This window comes from Aureispira sp. CCB-QB1 (assembly GCF_000724545.1).
GTDB lineage: Bacteria > Bacteroidota > Bacteroidia > Chitinophagales > Saprospiraceae > Aureispira.
Genome location: NZ_JHBV01000016.1, coordinates 310494 through 331497 on the forward strand (window position 1 = coordinate 310494; position 21004 = coordinate 331497).

At 35.5% G+C, this 21004-nt stretch carries 16 protein-coding genes; 12 read left to right on the forward strand and 4 right to left on the reverse strand.

Annotated features, from left to right (window positions below):
• Positions 1-7: 7 nt before the first annotated feature.
• The 8 genes from CG11_RS07795 (at position 8) to CG11_RS07830 (ending at position 7479) form a co-directional block, all read left to right on the forward strand.
• Positions 8-1063 (forward strand): hypothetical protein, encoded by a 1056-nt coding sequence (locus CG11_RS07795; RefSeq protein WP_052594814.1) that lies wholly within the window; start codon positions 8-10, stop codon positions 1061-1063.
• The gene (locus tag CG11_RS07800) at positions 1047-2093 is read left to right on the forward strand and encodes a hypothetical protein (protein WP_156039693.1); all 1047 of its coding nucleotides are present in this window, start codon (positions 1047-1049) and stop codon (positions 2091-2093) included. The genes CG11_RS07795 and CG11_RS07800 overlap by 17 nt, the downstream gene beginning before the upstream one ends.
• Positions 2094-2101: 8 nt before the next feature.
• A complete protein-coding gene (locus CG11_RS07805) occupies positions 2102-3133 on the forward strand; it encodes a hypothetical protein (RefSeq protein ID WP_052594817.1) in 1032 nt (343 codons plus the stop codon).
• A gap of 168 nt (positions 3134-3301) precedes the next feature.
• Positions 3302-4207 (forward strand): hydroxymethylbilane synthase, encoded by a 906-nt coding sequence (hemC, locus tag CG11_RS07810; RefSeq protein WP_052594819.1) that lies wholly within the window; start codon positions 3302-3304, stop codon positions 4205-4207.
• Positions 4207-4893 (forward strand): uroporphyrinogen-III synthase, encoded by a 687-nt coding sequence (locus CG11_RS07815; protein ID WP_052594821.1) that lies wholly within the window; start codon positions 4207-4209, stop codon positions 4891-4893. The genes hemC and CG11_RS07815 overlap by 1 nt, the downstream gene beginning before the upstream one ends.
• Positions 4893-5135, forward strand: a complete 243-nt coding sequence (locus tag CG11_RS07820) for a 4a-hydroxytetrahydrobiopterin dehydratase (RefSeq protein WP_052595041.1) — start codon at positions 4893-4895, stop codon at positions 5133-5135. Before CG11_RS07815 ends, CG11_RS07820 begins: the two co-directional genes overlap by 1 nt.
• Positions 5136-5139: 4 nt before the next feature.
• A complete protein-coding gene (rsmG, locus tag CG11_RS07825) occupies positions 5140-5769 on the forward strand; it encodes a 16S rRNA (guanine(527)-N(7))-methyltransferase RsmG (protein WP_052594823.1) in 630 nt (209 codons plus the stop codon).
• 237 nt (positions 5770-6006) lie between these two features.
• Positions 6007-7479 (forward strand): hypothetical protein, encoded by a 1473-nt coding sequence (locus CG11_RS07830; protein ID WP_052594825.1) that lies wholly within the window; start codon positions 6007-6009, stop codon positions 7477-7479.
• 39 nt (positions 7480-7518) lie between these two features.
• On the opposite strand, the gene polA is transcribed toward CG11_RS07830, so the two are convergent.
• The 4 genes from polA to gldN all read right to left on the reverse strand — a co-directional run bounded on the left by polA (position 7519) and on the right by gldN (position 15991).
• Positions 7519-10305 (reverse strand): DNA polymerase I, encoded by a 2787-nt coding sequence (gene polA, locus CG11_RS07835; RefSeq protein WP_052594826.1) that lies wholly within the window; start codon positions 10303-10305, stop codon positions 7519-7521.
• Positions 10306-10582: 277 nt separating this feature from the next.
• A complete protein-coding gene (locus CG11_RS07840) occupies positions 10583-13450 on the reverse strand; it encodes a hypothetical protein (RefSeq protein WP_052594829.1) in 2868 nt (955 codons plus the stop codon).
• Positions 13451-14235: 785 nt separating this feature from the next.
• Positions 14236-14850: a hypothetical protein gene (locus CG11_RS07845; RefSeq protein WP_052594831.1), complete on the reverse strand. Its 615-nt coding sequence runs from the start codon at positions 14848-14850 to the stop codon at positions 14236-14238.
• Positions 14851-15124: 274 nt separating this feature from the next.
• Positions 15125-15991, reverse strand: coding sequence for a gliding motility protein GldN (gene gldN / locus CG11_RS07850; protein WP_052594833.1), 867 nt, complete (start codon positions 15989-15991; stop codon positions 15125-15127).
• A gap of 340 nt (positions 15992-16331) precedes the next feature.
• Here gldN and CG11_RS07855 point away from each other — a divergent pair, with 340 nt between their 5' ends.
• From CG11_RS07855 to CG11_RS07870, 4 genes are read left to right on the forward strand one after another with little or no spacing between them, the layout of a single operon-like run.
• Positions 16332-17828, forward strand: a complete 1497-nt coding sequence (locus CG11_RS07855) for a cryptochrome/deoxyribodipyrimidine photo-lyase family protein (RefSeq protein WP_052594835.1) — start codon at positions 16332-16334, stop codon at positions 17826-17828.
• Complete coding sequence (locus tag CG11_RS07860; RefSeq protein ID WP_052594837.1) at positions 17788-18084, forward strand: TIGR03643 family protein; 297 nt, start codon at positions 17788-17790, stop codon at positions 18082-18084. The genes CG11_RS07855 and CG11_RS07860 overlap by 41 nt, the downstream gene beginning before the upstream one ends.
• 37 nt (positions 18085-18121) lie before the next feature.
• A complete protein-coding gene (locus CG11_RS07865; protein WP_052594839.1) occupies positions 18122-19660 on the forward strand; it encodes a cryptochrome/photolyase family protein in 1539 nt (512 codons plus the stop codon).
• On the forward strand, positions 19647-20921 hold the full coding sequence (locus tag CG11_RS07870; RefSeq protein WP_052594841.1) for a DASH family cryptochrome: 1275 nt from the start codon (positions 19647-19649) through the stop codon (positions 20919-20921). Before CG11_RS07865 ends, CG11_RS07870 begins: the two co-directional genes overlap by 14 nt.
• The last annotated feature ends 83 nt before the right edge of the window (positions 20922-21004 follow it).

Below are 21004 nucleotides of genomic sequence, written 5' to 3' on the forward strand. Positions count from 1 at the left end.
CACAACAATGAAATCTTTCTGTTTACAATACTTGATAATTATTATTTGTTGCTTGAGTAGTTGTCAAAACAACAATTCAGACGCCTTTGTTCTCCATTACCACCAACTTAATCAAAGCTTGCATTATAGTAACCAACTACTTAGCTATGAGACGACTCATTCTTTGATAAATATGGAAGAAATTGCCCACGTAGCAACGCAATACATACCGTTCGTTGAAAAAGTAAAATCAGCTCATCGACAAAAAGAAACATTGGATCAGTTCATTCGTTCCATTAAAGCGAAATTAATATCCGAAACAGGTGGTGTTTATAATAAAGAAGAAGCGCTGGCAATTCAAGAAGATTCTTCTTGGGAAGGAATCCCAAAAGGAGCAAAAACGACTCGTTCTATTGAGAAAATATTACTTATGGAAAAGTATGATGATAAGATGAACTTACCTCTTGCAGAATTATTAGATCAAAAAATACAAGCATTTGTCTTATACAACACTAATTGGCTAGATTCTCTCTTACAAAATTCAACGTTCAACACTCCTACATTTGAAAAGGAGACAAGGAATTGTTTGCGACAATTTAAAAATAATATAGCTCTCAAAACTTCTCTAATTTATTCCAATCAGAAAAATTCATCAAAAGTTTGGGCAGAAGTAAATTTTCAAAACAAACCGTTGATTGCTATCTTAAACGATCTAATAAGCATACAAAATACGATTGAAATAGCGCAATACACCATCATAAACCTCTTTACGAATTATCTTTATTCTATAAACAATGATTCTTACAATCAAGTCGAAATAATATCTCATAGCACGACTCCTCATGTACAAGTTGGAAAAGATTATGAAGCAACCATCTCCCTAGCAACTTATTCAGCTAACGCTACTTTTGATGTTGTTATAAAAGGAGATACCATTGCTGCTATTAATGGCAAAGCAACTTGCCGTATACGCCCTCAAAAAACTGGTAAACAAGAACATGCAGCAACTATTCTTATTACCAATCCTATAACAGGCGAACGTACAAGCATTAACAAAAAACTTTCTTTTGAAGTCATCCCTTAATTCCATTTCTATGAAAAGCACCTTGATTTATATTCTTATAACTCTTGCCTGTTGTACAATGAGTTGCCAAACAAGTTCCTCCGATACAATGATTCTACAAACGTTGCTTCAAAACAAGCATCGGCAAAAAAATACGCTAATAATACAAGACAATACCTCCTCCATGTTAAAATCATTGCAAGAAATCACTGAATATAAAACACAATGTCGCCCTTTGTATTCAAAATGTTATGAAATTCGCCAATTAGCAGACAGTCTTTCAGAATACATCGACCATCTAAAAATAGACCTCATTAATTCTTCTGGAGGTTATTCCAACTCAGACGCCCCCTTACCTATGATGTTAACTAAAATTCCTAAAAATGCCCAAGCAACAGAAATTGTTCAGCAAATGCTGCTCACCGATAAGCAGCAAGTTGCTCCAACTCAAATCATAACTCGTAAGATTCAATTCTTCTATCAGTTCTGTATAAACTTGCTCAACGACTCTTGGGAAAATGGAGGTATTAAAGGGACCATTTTTGCAGACATTACCAAAAAAGAGGCTTCTATCCAATCCATAAAAAAAGTATTAAATAGTCCATTTCTTTATAAAGTTAGAACAATCCCCGATCAATTAGATCAACAACTTCAAGGCAAATCATTGGCAGTAGCTTTATCACTGCTAAGTCTCATTCAAAACGACATTTATCTTCAAGCACATTATATTACAAACTTCTTTTCTGCTCAAATATCATATATGCATCACTACACCTTCTTGCCTGGCTGTATCTCAGCAGCTAAACAAAGTGTCCGTTTGGGCGAAACCTATCATGCTAAGATTTTGTGTGGAATACCTACCAATGTTGATATAAAATCTGCCCGTATAAATGGAAAACATACAACTATTGATAATAACAAAGTACTCTATTCTACCCCTGTTACTCATGTTGGAGGGCATAGTTATCAAGTTAATTTGACGTTCTCAAATCCTTACACCAATACGATTGATAGTCTGGAAAAGAGCTTTTATTTTAATGCCAATCACTAATATCCATCATGAAAACATTATCATTTAGTTTAATAATTATAATAGGCTTGCTCACAACGGGTTGTCAACCCTCTTTTGACAATCACACAATTATCGAATATTTAGATTCTACTCAGAGCATGGAAGAAAGCAATGCATTGTTAGAGCAATCTAGTCGTCGATTAGTGTGGGACATTGCTGAAATGGCTAGAGAAAATTTGGAATTAAAACCCTTGGAGGACAAAGCTAAAGCATTTTTAGAAATAGGAAAAACATTGGATACATACATTGAACAACTGAAAGACTCTTTACTTGGTCCAACAAACCATCTATTTTTAAAAGATAAAGTATCTGTCTCTCAACAAATATCCATGTCTCAACTACAACTTGCTAAAGACAAAGCTATTGTAGAAGCACTATTTTTCAGCAACCTGTTTAATGGAACATCACAATTACCACAGGCGACCATTTTAGATTCAACCATTCAACATGTTCAGCACTCTTACCTTGACTTACTAGAGTCCTGTTGGGAACGGGGAGGTCTCCCTAATACTGTGTTCACTCAAGCCCGTCAAAAGGATAGTATGGTTCATTATTTGACACAAGATTTGCATTTTTATGGTGCTCAAGAAGCTCAGAATTGGGACACATTTTGCTTCAAAAATCAACCTATGGCTGCTGCTCTTTTAACATTAACTACTATTCAAAATAGTATTAAAATTTTTGAATATACAATAGTCCGTTTTTTAAAACAACAGACGACTTATGGGGCTCTTGTCTACGATAAGTTTGAGCTTGTTGCTCAAAGCACCTCTCCTAATCCTCGCTTAGGAGAGCACTATGAAGCTCAGATTAGTCTGGTCACCTATGCTTCTAAAGCGTCTATGCAAGTCGTTATTGACAATGATACAATTCCCGCTATTGATGGAAGCGTCTATTATAACATCCCAACCTCTAAAGTAGGTTGGCATCGGTATTCTGTTCATTTTATTTTGACCAATCCATTAACTAATGAAAAAGAAACTTGGAACCGAAACTTTGCTTTTGAAGTCATCCCTTAACCCTCAAAATGTCATCAAATTTCCATTAAATAAAGAAAAAAAACTTTTAGCTATCAATTTTCCTTTGAAGTCGTGAAATAAAGATAAATTTGTAGTGGAAACATCCATTATACAATAGCAATTGTAAATTTAGCAACTGCTTTTTTACAACTTGACAGATTTTATACAATGAATAAACTAATCATAGGAACTAGAGGGAGCAAACTCGCTCTTTGGCAAGCATACTATACTCAAGACCGTTTAAAAGAAATTGGCGTTGAATCAGAGTTGAAAATTATTAAAACCAAAGGAGATAAAATTCAACACCTGAGCTTTGATAAAATTGAAGGCAAGGGCTTTTTCACAAAGGAGATTGAAGATGAACTGTTAGCAGGAACAATTGATTTGGCAGTACATTCTATGAAAGATATGCCTACAACACAACCAGAAGGACTTTCTTTGGCGGCAATCTCTTACAGAGAAGACCCCGCAGACTGTTTGGTCATTCGCAAAGACGCAGCTACACAAGGTAAAATACTTCAATTGCCAGACAATCCCATAGTTGGTACTTCTTCTGCCCGACGCAAAGCGTTGATCAAATCCATTCGCCCCGATGTTGTACTCAACGATATTCGAGGCAATGTTCCTACCCGCTTACAAAAACTAAAAGAAGGTCAATTTGACGCTATTCTATTAGCAATGGCTGGCATCAAACGTTTGCAGCTGGATATGAGTGCCTTTGAAACCATTCGCTTAAACCCTAAAGAATTTGTCCCAGCTCCAGCACAAGGGGTCTTAACATGGCAAACGAAAACAGACAACATGGAGGTACGTAGAATTTTGCGTAAAATTCATCGTTCTGACGTGTTGCAATGTACCAATGTAGAACGCAAAGTTTTAAAATTATTAGATGGAGGTTGCCACTTACCACTGGGCGTATATTGTGAAACAGATGATATGGGCTACTATCATGTTTCTGCGATTCTTTCTGGAGGTTTGGATCAAGAACTAAATGTTGTCAATCTTTCTTCTAGTACAACTAATAATTTGGCGGAAACTATTTTTGAGCAATTGAAGCAAGGAGTAAACTTATAATGCAACCGACCGAACAACCAACCATTTTTATCTCTAGAGATTTAGAGCAAGACAGTGTTTTCGCCCAATACGTTGCTCCCAAGGCAACAATTATTGGAAGCTCTCTCATCGAATTTAAAGCGGTACATTTTGATAAGTTACCTACTTGTGATTGGTTGTTTTTTTATAGTAAAAAAGGGATTCATTATTGTTTATCTCAGCTAGAGGAGAAAGCGTCACTCCCACCTATTGGTGTGATTGGACAAGCTTCTGCTGATTTCCTGTACTCCAAATATCAAATTCAAGCCCAGTTTGTAGGAACAGGACATCCAGAAGAAACGGCTCTAGCTTTTTCAAAATTAGTACAGGGCAAGAAGGTTGTATTTGCACAAGCATTACATTCTAACCAGTCTGTACAACAATTGTTGGATAAAAATGTTATTTGTTATAATATGATAACGTATCAAAACGAGGTAAAAATTGACTTCAAACTCCCTCCTGTTGATGTATTGGTTTTTACAAGTCCTTTAAATGTAAAAGCTTATTTTGACCAATACACTTATCATACTTCGCAAAAAATAATTAGTATTGGTCGTGTTACAGCCAAAGCACTAAAGGCAATTGGAATTACGACTTTCACCATAGCAACAGCGCCCAACGAACGTGCTTTGGCAGTTGCTTGCTTACAAGCTATCCAACAAAAATGATGTTTAAAGAAGAAAATAATTGCTTAAAAGCTAGTTTTAAATTTAATGATTTTATTACTGCTTTTTCTTTCATGACAGAAGTTGCCTTTTGGGCAGAAAAACAAGCCCACCATCCTAACTGGAGTAATGTTTATGATACAGTTGAGATTGAATTGACGACACATGACGCAGGCAATACGGTTACAGAAAAAGACCATCAGTTAGCTAAAAAAATAGCTCAACTTTACGAAAAATATAACTAAATATATGGATACTATTTTAAAGTACTTTCCTGATTTAAGCCCTACTCAAATTGAACAGCTGAGTCAATTAGGAGATTTGTATACCGACTGGAATAGCAAAATTAATGTTATTTCTCGCAAAGATATTGAGAATATTTACCCACATCATGTCTTACATTCTATGGGCTTAGCCAAGGTTTTTCAATTCAAAGATGGTAGCAAAGTGATGGACTTGGGTACTGGTGGTGGTTTTCCTGGTATCCCTTTAGCTATCCTATTTCCAAAGGTCGATTTCTTATTAGTTGATTCTATTGGTAAAAAGGTTCGTGTGACACAAGAAGTTGCAGATGCGATTGGCTTGGAAAATGTACGCACTCAACAAGCTAGAGCTGAAGAACTAAAAGAAAAATTTGACTTTGTCGTTACGCGTGCCGTAGCAGTATTACCTAAATTGGTCGCATGGACACGTCGAATAATTAGTGACAAACACCAACATGGCGTACCGAATGGAATTTGGGCACTCAAAGGGATTGATCGTGCTACTGAAGAAGCAAAAGCATTGGGAAAAGGTGCTTACTCAGAAATATATCCAATGAGTGATTTTTTTGATGAGGAATTTTTTGGAACAAAATGTGTAATCTATACTCAAAAGTAAATATAGTTTCGTGCCTTTCTAGCGGACTATTGTAAAACGTAATGGTCTATTCCCCCGATTTTAGTTGTCTTGCCAGTTGTATAGTAACATCATCGGAGACTTTTATTTTTTGCGAACTTTGTTTGGCAGCGACATACCTTCTGCCAAACTCCAAGGTTTCATTTACGCTTGATTAGATAAACATCCATTTTATAGACCTACTCGTCATAAAAGGATACGACAGAATGGAAGATCGACATGAACAAAGAAATAAAACACCTCTACCAAGAACTTACCCCTGCTCACAAAGAAGCACTGCAACTCACATTCAAAAAGTCACCTAGAATGCTTCGTTATATCCAAGCTTTGGATGATTTAGGTTATGTTTCCACTCAAAAAGCCATACAGCTGATTTACTCGGACGATACAAGGCATATTGATGATGCAACCTTAATGAATCGTTTCTACAAATTGAGGCGAAATTTGCACCTGCACTTGCTTCAAGTCTGCCAAAACAATTTAAAAAGTTCGACAGATGAAGAGATAGAGTTAAAGTTTTTGCAATTGTTATCACAAAAAAATGAGCATGCTTACCTTTTAGAAAGAGCCCAAAAATTAGAAAAAAAGTGTTGGGAAGATAACCTCTTTGAGTTATTACCAGATTTACTAAATCTCATTATTTCTGCCTTGCATTTTTATCAACCTGAAAACATAAAAAAGATAGCTGCTTATATAGAAAAACTAGATCAGGCCAATGATCTACTTTCTGCTCTCCATAAGTTCAAAAATTATATTAATACATTTCGATTACAAACAATAACTGCCAATAATTATGAAGAACTCGCAACACATTACTCTTCTATTATTAATAAAATGCGACGCAAAGCAAACCTACTAAAACCATATGCTAGGTTTAATTTAATTTATCATTATACTGGATTTCTTGTTGGTAGTCAACTATACAATATCGTTTACAAAACAGGTAATGTACTCTCTCGTCATTTGAACCAATTGGAAAAGCTGCTTGCACAACATCCTCATATGCCCATCGTCAGTTATATTCCCAACCATCGAGTATATAGCCTTAATTCTATTCTTATTAATCGTGCTGTTTACTGGTATCAAAAAGGAAATTCTACTAAAAGTTATGAATCTATTCTCCAATATGAGCAACTAATTGACCAGCACCCCGATGTTTACATTAGGAATACCGTCAACGAATTTCACAATATTCTGCTCTGTTGTTGGGGAGCCAAAGAGTACAATGCTGTTTTAAAATACGCTCAAGAGTTAAAAACATTTCAATCCATCAACTCCTCTATTGAACGAGAGATGCCCTATTATATTTATGAAATGATGGCGTATACTGGCTTATATCCTAAAAAGAAACATACCAATCCTCTAAAATTGATTGCCTTGGGGGGCAAATTTCTTAAAAAAAGTGACCAAAGTTGCGTATGGATGTATGAAGCTGTCGGTTCTTTTGCCTTAGTATATGGCTTTTTTGAACAAAGCAGGTATTATCTGGAACATCCATTATTATTAGAATTCCAAGCAAAAATTCCTAAAGACTTGCGTACTGTTGAGTTGTTAAATTTGGCTGAAGCAGATGACAAACGAGGACTTCATAGCTTCTTACTCAAGATCAAGGCAAAGAAAAAAGAAGTATATCCTCGTACACTCTTGACCCACTTTAATGAATTAGAAATGCTTACAAAGTTATTTTTATGATAACTTTATAAGCATTTTGTTTTGTTCTCTTTTATTGGATTAATGCGCTTCAAGCCAATTGGCACCAGTATCCATTCCAACCAAAATAGGTACTTCTAATCCTGGCAATGCATTTTTCATATGCTCATCAATCAAGGCTTTGGCTTGCTCTAACTCGTTGAGTGGAACATCAAAAATCAACTCATCGTGTACTTGTGAGGTCATCTTAGTTTTTAAACCTGCGTCTTGTATTGCTTTATGAATTTTGATCATTGCCAATTTAATCATATCTGCCGCAGATCCTTGAATTGGCGTATTAATAGCATTTCGTTCGGCATGAGAACGCATCATAGAATTTTGAGAATTCAAGTCTCTCAAGGTACGGCGTCTACCTTTTAACGTTGTTACATAACCGTCTATTCTAGCTTGGGCCACGACGTTTTCCATATAATTTTTCAGCCCTTCGTACTCATTAAAATACTGACTAATCAAAGCCTGTGCCTCGGAGCGTTTGATGCCTAAATTTTTAGACAAGTTCGTTGCTCCTGCACCATAAATGATACTAAAGTTAACTGTTTTGGCATTGTAACGCTGCTCTTTGGTTACCTCATCCAATGACACATCATAAATTCTAGCAGCAGTAGCTTGATGAATGTCCAAACCATCTTGAAAAGCTTGAATCATAGCCTTATCGCCACTAATTTCGGCAACTAAACGCAATTCAATTTGAGAATAATCCGCTGCCAATAAAATATGTTGCTGATCTTTAGGAATAAATGCTTTTCGCACCTCTCTTCCTCGTTCAGAACGAATTGGAATATTTTGCAAATTGGGGTTTTGTGAGCTCAATCGACCCGTTGCAGTCAAGGCTTGATTGAACGAACTGTGTATCCGTCCTGTTTTCTTGCTCACTAATTTCGGCAACGCATCTACATAAGTAGATTTTAGTTTTGCCATAGATCGATAAGTCAACAAATCAGCAACAATTTCATGTTCTTGTGCTAGTTCAGACAATTTTTCCTCATTGGTTGAAAACTGTCCTGTTTTTGTTTTCTTCCAACGGTAAGGAATTTCCAACTTACCAAACAAAACCTCTCCTACTTGTTTGGGAGAATCTAGATTAAATGTATTGAGCCCCGCCGCATCAAATATTTTCTTCTTAATATCAGCAATTTCTTGATCTAATACTTTGGAGTAATCTTTTAAAAATGCGACATCCAAATTCACACCATTGTACTCGATTTCAACCAAAACATCAATTAATGGCTCTTCTATTTCGTTGTACAGCTGAAGCAAGTCTCCTTCCAACAACTTATCCAACTCCAATTTGATTTGTAGGGTAATATCAGCATCCTCTCCAGCATATTCTTTAATTTTTTCGGGTGCGACATCACGCATAGACAACTGATTTTTGCCTTTTTTACCGATCAATGTCTCAATTGCTACAGGAGAATAATTTAAGTACGTTTCTGACAAATACGTTAGGTTGTGTCTATTTTCTGGTTCCAATACATAGTGCATCAACATTGTATCCCAGTACTTTCCTTTCACCTCTACCCCGTACCATTTCAACATCAAAACATCGTATTTGATATTTTGTCCTATCTTATCAATTTCAGGATTTTCAAAAAGGATTTTAAACTCAGCAATAATGCCTCTCGCTTCCTCTTGATTTTCAGGAATAGGTACATAATACGCTTCATGAGGTTTAACCGCAAAAGCAATTCCCACTAATTCTGCTTCACTCACATTCAATCCTGTTGTTTCTGTATCAAAACAAAACCCTTTTTCCGTTCCAAGCAAAGCAATTAATGCAGCACGCTGTTCAGCTGTTTCAACCAAGTGATATTGATGTTCTACATTAGCAATATGCTTATCAGCGATACTGCCAACTTTCGCAGGTGCTTTTTTTGTAGATGATTTTTTAGCTACTACATTTCCAAAAAGATCCGTTTGTTTTCCTTCTGTACTCGAAGCAGAGGCTCCAATAATACGCTTCATCAATGTTCTAAATTCCAATTCAGCGAATAGTTCTTTTAGAGCATCTCTATTAAAGTCTTCTACTTTGTATCGCTCCGCATCAAATTGAATGGGACAGTTCGTGTCAATAGTTGCCAACTGCTTAGACAATAAAGCATCTTCTCTCCCTGCCTCTACTTTTTCTTTTTGTTTTCCTTTTAATTTATCTGTATTGGCTAAGATACCTTCAATAGAATCAAATTCTGCGAGTAGTTTCACGGCAGTTTTAGCCCCAACACCTTTAATACCTGGAATATTATCCACAGCATCTCCTTGCAATCCCAAGATATCAATAACTTGATCCACTCGTTTGATTTGCCATTTTTCCAAGACTTCTTTTTCGCCTAAAACACTCACAGCATTCCCCATTCTGGCAGGTTTGTACAAAAACACCTTGTCCGATACCAATTGGGCATAATCCTTATCTGGCGTCATCATATACACTTCAAAACCCTCCTTTTCAGCCTGTTTGGCCAACGTCCCAATTACATCGTCTGCCTCGTACCCTTCACAGAATGCCACAGGAATATTAAAAGCCTCTATAATTTTTTTGATATAAGGAATAGCTGTTGTAATATCTTCAGGTTGCTTTTCTCGATTGGCTTTATATTCTACATACATTTCATGTCTAAATGTAGGACCAGGCAAATCAAAGACCACTGCAATATGACTTGGTTTTTCTTTTTTGAGCACATCCCACAATGTATTTGTAAATCCCGTAATAGCGGAAACATTCAAACCTTTTGAGTTGATCAATGGTCTGCTAATAAATGCAAAATGAGCTCGGTATATTAATGCAAAAGCATCTAGTAAAAATAATTTTTTCATAAAAATATAGGCATTTTTTTGTTGCCGTAATCTATTCCGTGTCCTTAATAGGATGAAACCTAACGTTTTTAAATTTTAGCAAAAGTACAAAAAAAGTAAGCAAAGACGCTATTAATTTACAGTCCATTCTTTACGAAAAAGAACAGAGGCTCTATTCAAAGATATTGCTTTAATCTATAAGCAAATTTAATTCTAGCTAGTCCTTGATTGCTCTTCTGATAAAAGTAATTTTCGATTGCTTATCAATTATTTTAGAATCACTATACTAGATTTCGATCTACCGAACCAAATTAATCAACACTTGATAATCATCGTATTTTGCATTTCCACCCTTCATTTCCAAAAGATCCATAAATTCAGAAGGATCCATTGCATTTTGGCTAATTAACTCTTCCAATTCTTCATGTGTTAGTTCGGTTCGAACTTCAATTTCGCCTGCTGCAATTTGCTTCATTCGCCACTGGTATGTTTTCTCGATGCAATCCCAAATCTTTTGATGAACCGCTCTAAAATCTACGTCTTGTGCAACTACTTCTGCATTCTTAAAAGCTATGTTATTCCTAGCAATGATTTTTCCAGACTCGATAATAAAATAGGCGGTATGCGCCCATCCTTCGTGTCGTTCCAACAATTTTGAATAAATAACCAATTGCAAATCCTCCCCATTTCTCAACTGTTCTTTTCGATAGGTTGCTCCACCCCACTTCAAATCAACAATTGCCTTCTCGTAAGACGTTCCTTTTTTTCGTTGCAACACCAAATCAACCACACCTTTTAATTCTTGTGTAGCTACTTTGCCACTAATTGGAAGTTCTGTATCTACTATTGTCCAACCATTTTCTTGAATAGCAAAAACCAAAGCCCAAGCAGCTTGCTTAATTCGATTCGTCAAACCAATTCGCTCTGCCTCTTGCCCATACATTAATAAGACCGCTCCTTCTCGTTCAAACAAGTCGGATATATGCCCTTCTACCCACTCTACCACTTCCTCTTTTGACCAAGTTTTTTCTGAAGTTTTGATGGTATTAAAAAGCCCTTCAAAAACGCTGTGTGCTATATTTCCTTTTAAGATACGATCTTTGACAACGCTAAGCATGGATGACTTTTTGAACTTCACTTGATAGCGAAAAATCCATTGATAAGGATAATACAACAAAGAATCCAAGCTAGAGTAGGATTCCGTTTCGGTTTGTTGAATGTTTTTATCACTTGGGATATAAAAATAAGGCTTGGGATGCCCTAACACATTTGGCATCAAAGAAATAAATCCAGGTAAAGTATAAAACTGTCCTAAAAATTGAATATTCTCTTGTGTGTCTAAGTTAACAATGATTCGACTCAAGTCGTTTTCACCCAAAGCAGCACACAAATCCCCCCACAAAGGGTGTGGTAGTTGTTCTTTACCTTCTATATATTGAGGCATTACCAAAATCAACCGCCTTTGTGTTCGCAACACGACCTGCATGCGTTGCCAAAGCAACCTAAGATTTTCTTCCGATGGCGTTTCGATTGGCACATCTTCCTTTTCCAAATACGTGCGTTCCTTTCGATACCATCGTGCAAAACCTGTTTCCCGTTCTATATCTACAAAGTTCCACCAAAACACATCTTCTGTCGGTCGAACAACGGCACTTCCCTTGTAAACATAAGGCAAATGCCCAACTTCTTCTGATCGAAATCGAATAGCGGCCGGTTCGTTAATTGTTCTGACCAAGCGTTCCAATCTTAGATTGGATAAATGCGTATCATTCTCAGGCAAAGCTTCTAATACCTGTACGATATTATTTGATTGAATTCGCAAGCCTTCCAAGGCAGGTAGTCCATTCTGTAAATCTTCCTTGTAACGCTCAATTTCTTGAATTTTATTGTGGGGAGTACTAGGACTATCTAGTTTTTTTTGAAGGCTTTCGATCAATTTTTTGTGTTCATCTTCCTGCTTTCTCGCCCAAATAGACACATATCGGTACAAATCAATTACCTCTGATTTGGGAACAGCTTTAGTCGTGTCGTAGCGTCGTCTAGTAAACCAAAAGCGATACTCCTCTTGCGCTTTTTCTTTTTCTTCCTCTAAAGCCGCTCGATTTTCTGGATTTTCTTGTATTTTTTCATCATAATAATCAAAAAATTGACGCACCATGGCATTCCATGCCCCACTAAATAAACCTGGTTTTTGAGCCATAATTTTAGCAATACCTCTTGCTAAAGCAGGGTGAATAGGTGTATTGGGCAAAGAGACGAACTCCAATATTTTGTAGGGATTAATTGGACGCCACAAGAAGGTGCTTACTAATTTTAAAATTTGCAAAGTTGGTCGTGCAATAGAAGCAGATAAAATCCCCAAACTTGGTAGCCCTTCTTCAACCAAAGTATTGTCTAAGGTTCTATTTTTATCTGGAATCAAACAAACAGGTCGATAAGAAGGATTTTCAACAAAGACTTTCGCCCAATATTCTGCGGCATATGTTTCTCGCTTGGCTTGAATAATAATTAAAGAGCCATCTGCTTTTACCTGATTTCGCTGGTAAGGTTCTTTTAATAAAGCTTTTTGAAAGGTTTGTAAATCACCTGCCTCTTTTGCTATTGAATGCTTTAACTCTATTAAATCAATGCCTGTATTTTGCAGTGTTCCCAACAGTTCTTGCAAATGTGGCGGCAACAAGTACAACGGTTCATTCAAGTAAATTTTATCCACAGGCAAAGGCAGTATATTTACAAAATGTAAAACTCGACGAAAACGCTCTGCGAAACCATCAAAAAGAGCTGTTGGCTCTCCATTTTGGACTAAGTTTTCAATCTCCACTAATGTCCGAAGTCGAGTGGGCATATCTTTTTGATATGCAAAGTCCCACCCATTTATCAATAATTCATCCCGCCGTTGCAACAAAGCAATGGCTGTTGCCATATTATCTGCTTCAAAAGAAGCTCGGTAAAAAGCATTTGGGTTTAATTCCAGATGCACCGTCAATATTTGGCGATATTGCTCATACCTCAAATAGTCGTGACGTTCTGGATAACTAATTCCTAAATGTTTTTCTAGATAAGTAATTAGACTATTACTATTACAACACAAGTCGACCTCTTCCGGTATTTTGATATAAGTTGGAAAGGTTCTTTCCTCTATTTCTAATCCAAATTGTATAATCATGTTGAATATTTACTCTAATCTGCCGAAATCACGTTTAATTCTAATTGAATGTTTATTGTTTTTGAACGATTACTTAATATAGTAGTTCGTTGATTAGTTCGCTACGCTCATGAGGGCGCAAGCTTAGTTTTTTACTTTTTTACCAAAAAGATAAAAAAGCACATTTATATTAGTTTGATAATCAAAATTTTAACATAAAACACAACAAAGACACAACTTGCTGATTATCAAACTAATAAAGTTTAGCTTCGCTGCTACTGCGTGGTTTCAACGAACTATTGTTAATATCAATAGACTCATTTCATTAGACTACAAAACAAAAGTCTTTTGATTCTTATCCAACTACATTACTCCATTAAAAAATCAACGGAGTATTACAACTAGAAACACCCAATAAATTTAAGCACAAATAACTTGTACTTTAGCTGTTAACTTCTCCAAACAGTTTGAAGAATGTTTCTCAAACCTCTATACATCACATTTGCCAAACATGAAGGTAAACAATCCTACTTCATTCTCCAATCAAGTTTCTATTTTTGAGTATTCTGATTATAGACTGTTGTCTAATTCATCAAAGAACTAACCTTCCAATGCCTCAAAAATAAGTTGAAGCTATTAAAATAACAAAGGCGCAAGCCTCCTTAACTTGCGCCATTTAACTGGGTTAATAGATCATTTTTAGTAGAGAAGTAAGTAAAAATGGCTAACAGTTAGCAAAGTAGCACGGAAAATTAATAACTGTTGACCATTTTAGTCTTATTCCGTTAGTATACTATAGCATACTATCAAGAACACTTTCTATTGTGAAATCCAATGGGCAGTACTTCCGTTTCAACTTGTTGAAACATTTCGTCCTTTAGGTATTTAAACTCATCTATGTTCACAATATTTTGGTTCTTTAGCCAATCTAGATTATGCATTTTTTGGTCGTAACAGTCTACGCAATCCCAATATTTTTCAACTAAAAATATTTTGCGTTGCTCTAACAATTCAGTAATAAATTCATCTGCTTGTTTTTTATAATTGGCATCTCTAAAAAAGCCAATAGAGCCATTTTCTATCGTATCTAAGTATAAAATTTCTTGTGCATTTCTATAAACAATATAAAATAAGAGACTAGACATAGCTACTCCTAGAATTGGTGCAAAAAGATTCGTAACGCTGCCTGTTCCATAACCTATAAAATTTGCCATAGACAACCAAAACAAAATAGAAGCCGCTACAAACAAAATATAATTAGGTTGGCGCCTAGTCCTTCGTTCGCCAATAATATCTTCATACCTCAACTCTACTTCATAACCACTCAATAAACCCATCTCCTTAAAATGTAGAATTCCATCATCTAATCTAAATTCTTTTTCTTTCCATAATCTTTTTTGAACCATTTTACGAGTCTCCATTGTCAAGATTTTTATTTGTAGTAATAGATAGTATCTCTGCCAATATTTCTATTTGTTTATTGTTAGTATAGTATACGTTTTTTGAAAAATTTTGTTTCAACAAAAAGATGCAAAATTTAACAAAATAAAACTTTTTTGTTTACAAAAAAAACAAAAATCTATCAACCACCTCATTAAAACACTTTCTTGTTTTAAAAAAAAGTGAGCCAACACAATCTGTTGACTCACTTTAATAATAAAAACGCTAATTTTTATGTAAGAGGTTATTTTACTTTTAGTACGTCCAAAGATCGTGTTCAAAATGAAAAATCCCTTCTTTTATTTTATCAGACTCCAATAATACAGCCATTGGTTCGTTCTTATAATCTTTAATTCTACGATCGTATACGTTAGACTCTTTGGTAATGTAGCCTGAGAACATACGAGCTTCAAAAATATCTTCCCAACTCATACGAGCAGCGTCATTTTCTGTATTAAACGCCTCTGTGCGTGCTAAGGTCTCTCTTAATTCTGGGTAATATGCCCAAAACATAGGTCCTGAATTTAAATAGTTTCCATTGTCATCTCTACGATCTATAATTGGAGCAATTCCCAAAATTCGAACATCCATACTTGAGGTTTCTTCATCAAAGAAATAAACTTCCTTGATACGATATTTCGTGATGTCTTCCCAATTTAATTCATTGCGAACAATTACGGTTTCTTCTGTAAAATCTTCTGGTCTAAAAATAATTGTTGTATCAATAGAAACGCCTATTGTTTCTGCTTCGGCTTGAGTCATTGGTGTAGAAAATTCACTACCAAAAGAATGGTGATACAAGGTGATGTCTCCTGATTTTCCTGCTTCAATCAAGATATTGATAAATGGAGCTTGTTCATTTCTAAAAATATGGTTTCGCTTTTCACGTGTATCAATCAATCTCCAAACACGTTTTTCCCAAAATACATCCTTTTCATGGATATAGTCGTATGGCAACACTTGTTTTTCTTTGTGCAGGTAACGATCATAAAAACCATCTCTAGGACTTGCTTTTTCTATATTTCCTGATTCTGTTACATTGTTATTCTGCGCAAAAGTTGTTGTCCCAACTAAAAAACAAAAGCTCCATACAAAAGCAGACATTATTTTTTTCGTCATCATTTTTTTTCAATTTTAATTATTAACTAATCAAAAGTGTTGGAGTAAAAGGCAAAGAAACTCGTTAGCACTCTTTGTAGTCATAATTACCAAGCTTCAAAAGGTTACAATTATTCAATTTATTTTTTTTAGTTTTTAAAATAAAACGCTTAGTGACAACTCTATTTCTTGATTCTGAATACGTTCTATTTCTTCAAGCCTTAATCTATTAAAGCTTTATAGGCATATATATAGTATTGTGATAATCAAAATCAATGAGCATCTTTAAATTGATTGATTTTTAATTCGGTAATTAAAAAATTAGTGTGAACATTATTGTACAACAATGGTTAAAATTATACTTATGAAAAAGGAAATTAACATAGTATGGTTAAAAAGAGACGTTCGTTTGCACGACCACTTACCACTTCACAATGCAATATTGGATGGGGTTCCTATTCTGTTGGTCTATTGTTTTGAACCTCCATTAATAGATATGCCTTTATACAGCCAACGGCATTGGCAATTTGTTGTAGAAGGACTTAGAGACTTGCACCTTCAACTCAGAACACTACACCCACACAACCTTCAAGTTATTAAAGGTGATTTTTTACGTTTTTTAATCGCTTGTCAAAAACACTTTAGAATAAAAGCGCTCTACTCTAGTCAAGAATCAGGCATACAATGGACATTTGACAGAGATAAGAGGATTAAAAAATTTTTAGAAAGTAAAAAAATACCTTGGTACGATTATGCTACAGAAGGCGTTAGGCGTGCCGTTTTTAATCGAGACAATTGGTTTAAAGATTGGTATATCTATATGGAAACAAGCATTCCAGTTACAGATTATACCCAAGCGGAATTTATAGCTCTGCCTAGTAATTTATCAACGACTTTTGATGCTACCCATTTTACCAAACAATTTCCTACTATCAATAAAAAACAAGCTTTTCAAATAGGCGGTGAACGACTTGGATTAAAAATCTTGAAAAGTTTTTTAGATAAGCGTTACGAGCACTATAGGTGGCATATTTCTAAACCACTAGAAAGCAGAACAAGTTGCAGTAGGTTATCGCCATATTTGGCTTGGGGACATATCAGCCTCCGAAAAGTTTATCAAGCAACCAAAATAAGACAAGCACAACATACCAATGGAAAATTATTGCGTGGTTTTATAGATCGATTGACTTGGAGAAGTCACTTTATTCAAAAGTTTGAAGATGAAATTACCATGGAGTCTTTACCTTTAAATCGAGGCTATACTGCTCTAACAATAGACCATAATCCATCTTACATAAAACGTTGGAAAGAAGGTCAAACAGGATATCCTTTAGTAGATGCGTGTATGCGTTGTTTGATTCGAACAGGTTATATTAATTTTAGAATGCGAGCCATGCTTGTTTCCTTTTTCACCCAACATCTTTTGCAAGATTGGAAGATTGCAGCAGAATATTTAGGCGCATTGTTTTTGGATTTTGAGCCAGGAATTCATTTCCCTCAAATTCAAATGCAAGCGAGCATTACAGGAATTAACATCGTTCGCATATACAATCCTATAAAACAATCATTGGAACACGACCCCAAAGGTTTATTCATAAAACAATGGGTGCCTGAGTTGCAATCCATTTCTCATGAGTACATTCATATGCCCTGGACATTGCCTCCCTTAGAAGCATCTAGAATCAACTTTGTACTCGGCAAGCATTATCCGCTGCCTATTGTTGATACCGCCCAAACAGGCAAACGAGCAAGAGATTTATTTTGGTCTATAAAAAAAGACCCTATTGTTAAACAGGAAACAAAAAGAATATTAAAAATTCATGCAAATCCAAGAAAAACAGCTAAAAGAACTGAGTCCTAGAGAAAAGGATAGAATTATAGAAATGGCTTGGGAAGATCGCACTACTTTTGATGCAATTGAATTTCAGTTTGGACTCTCAGAAGCTCAAGTTATTCAATTGATGCGCCAACAAATGAAGCCTTCTAGTTTTAAAATGTGGCGCAAACGAGTTTCTGGTAGAAAAACGAAACATGCCAATAAAAGAAATTTTGAAGCAGGACGCTTTAAATGTTCTCGGCAACGCTCTGTCTCCAACAATAAAATTTCTAAACGATAAATCAATAGTTAGCTGTGCTGCTACTAATAAATAATACATGAGGACTTATACTACTTTGCGGTTAATATTAGGTGATCAACTGAACGAACAACATTCATGGTTCAAACAAGTAGATAATCAGGTACTTTATGTCATGATGGAAATTGAGCCCGAAAGTGCTTACGTGACCCATCACATACAGAAAATTGTTGGCATTTTTGGAGCAATGCGTCAATTCAATACTCAGCTGAAGGCAAACGGGCATGCTGTCTGTTATTACAAAATATCTGATCAGAATAACCAACAATCGTTTGCTGATAATGTTGATACATTAATACACCAATATCAAATTCAACATTTTGAATATCAACTACCTGATGAGTATCGTCTAGATCAACTGCTTCGCACTTATTGCAATCAACTAAATATTACCTCCCTAGCAGTAGATTCCGAACATTTTTATACTCAAAGAGAAGACTTAACGCTCTTTTTCAAACAGAAGAAAGCAACCATTATGGAGTCTTTTTATAGAGCCATGCGCAAAAAGCACGACATCTTAATGGAGGATACCGAACCCGTTGGAGGAATTTGGAATTATGATAAAGAAAATCGCAAAAAAATCCCTCGAAAGCATTCTATCGAAGCACCATACCTGCTAAAGCATGATGTTGGTTCTATTTATAAAGACATCCAAACTGCTAACTTAAAATATATTGGGCATATTGATCCCAAAGCATTTATATGGCCCTTAAATAGACAAGAATCCCTAAATCTTTTAGACGATTTCCTACAACGAATGCTTCCTTTTTTTGGTCTTTACCAAGATGCAATGCATCAAGAACATTGGAGTTTGTACCATAGTCGATTATCTTTTTCACTTAATATTAAACTTATTTCGCCTAAAGAGGTTATAGTAGCTGTAGAAAAAGTTTATCGACATAACAAGGTGGTTGATATTGCTCAAGCAGAAGGTTTTATTCGCCAAATATTAGGATGGAGAGAATTTATGCGAGGAATCTATTGGAGAGAAATGCCCGGCTATCAACAGCTTAATAAATTAGATGCTCAAAGGGATTTGCCAGCTTTTTTTTGGACAGGCAACACAAAAATGAATTGCCTACAAAAAGCGATTCAACAATCCCTAGATTATGGATATGCTCATCATATTCAAAGGTTGATGATAACAGGTAACTTTTGCCTGATTTCTGGCATCAATCCTACGGATGTGGACAATTGGTACTTGGGTATCTATATGGATGCTTTTGAGTGGGTAGAAATTACCAACACTAGGGGAATGAGTCAATTTGCTGATGGTGGTATTGTTGGCACCAAGCCGTATTGTGCTTCTGCTAATTATATCAACAAGATGAGCAATTATTGCCAAAATTGTCATTACAATAAAAAAGAAAAAACAGGAGATAAAGCCTGTCCTTTTAACGCCTTGTACTGGAACTTTATTCATCAACACAAAAACCTACTAAAATCTAATCCTAGAATGAGTATGGTATATCATATCTGGGAAAAATTTGGCTCAAAAGAGCAGGATATTATATTACAACAAGCTTCTAAATATTTAAATAACATTGAACAACTGTAATCTAAATACTTGTCTATACCTCTTTCAAAACAACTTGCGTTTACAAGATAACCCATCTTTGTACTACGCCTACTTCCATTTTTGGAATGTAGTCCCTGTACTTGTTATTCCCGAAAAAGCAAATACTCATTTGAATGAAATTGGTCAAGAAATGGGCACATTTAGACGGCAATTTTTAATAGAAGCTGCTCTCGATTTAAAAGCATCTCTGGCAAAAGAAAAGATTGATTTAATCATTCTAAAAGAAGATAAAAATCTAGTTTCTAGACTCAAAACTATTTGCAAAACTTATGACATAGAATACACGGTTACTTCCTATCCTAGAGGAACCTATGAAGGAAACTTGTTAGGGGCTTTGTGTGAGTTCACGGCTGTTTTTACTTGTGAAGATGATAATTTGGTAGCTATGGAAGAATTACCTTTCACAGAATTGCCCAAAGTATTCACCCCTTTTCGCAAAGAAATGGAAGCCAACTTGGATATCCGTGACAAAACTCAAAAACCATTGTTAAAAAAATTCAAAGACAGTCATAAATTTTCAGATACCCTAGAACTGATTCAACACCCCAAGCATCCTAATTCTGCTTATCCTTTTATGGGTGGAGAAACGGCTGCTCATGAACGACTTAATTATTATTTGTGGGAATCTAAAGCTATCACGGATTATAAAGAGACTCGAAACGAATTGATTGGCGAAAACTATTCCTCCAAACTTTCGGCTTATTTGGCTTTAGGCAATTTATCTCCCGTACAAGTATATTATGCGATTAAAGACTTTGAGGCACAAGTAGAAAAAAATGATAGCACCTATTGGTTATTATTTGAATTGCTTTGGCGGGAATATTTCTTGTTAGTAGCTCTTCAAGGACACACCAAAATTTACTCTATCCAAGGAATTCAGGATAAGGAACCTAAGAATTATTCCAACGATATTAAGAAATTTGAGCAATGGTGTACAGGTAATACCGACCACCCGTTTATTAATGCTAACATGAAAGAATTGGTTGCTACAGGCTATATGAGTAATAGAGGACGCCAAAATGTGGCGAGCTATCTTGTTCACCATCTAAAAATTGATTGGCGTTGGGGAGCTTCATTTTTTGAGAAACACTTGATTGATTATGATATTTCACTCAATTGGTGCAATTGGATGTATGTAGCAGGTGTGGGTAATAATACTCGTAATAAAGTATTTAATCCAACCCTTCAGCAAGAACGCTATGATCCAGATAGTACGTACTGCAACTTGTGGAATCAATAATATATTTATAGGATCAAAAATCTATTTTGAATGCCCTACTACAATGGGCATTCAAAAGTAGTATCATTCATTTTTTGAGAAGC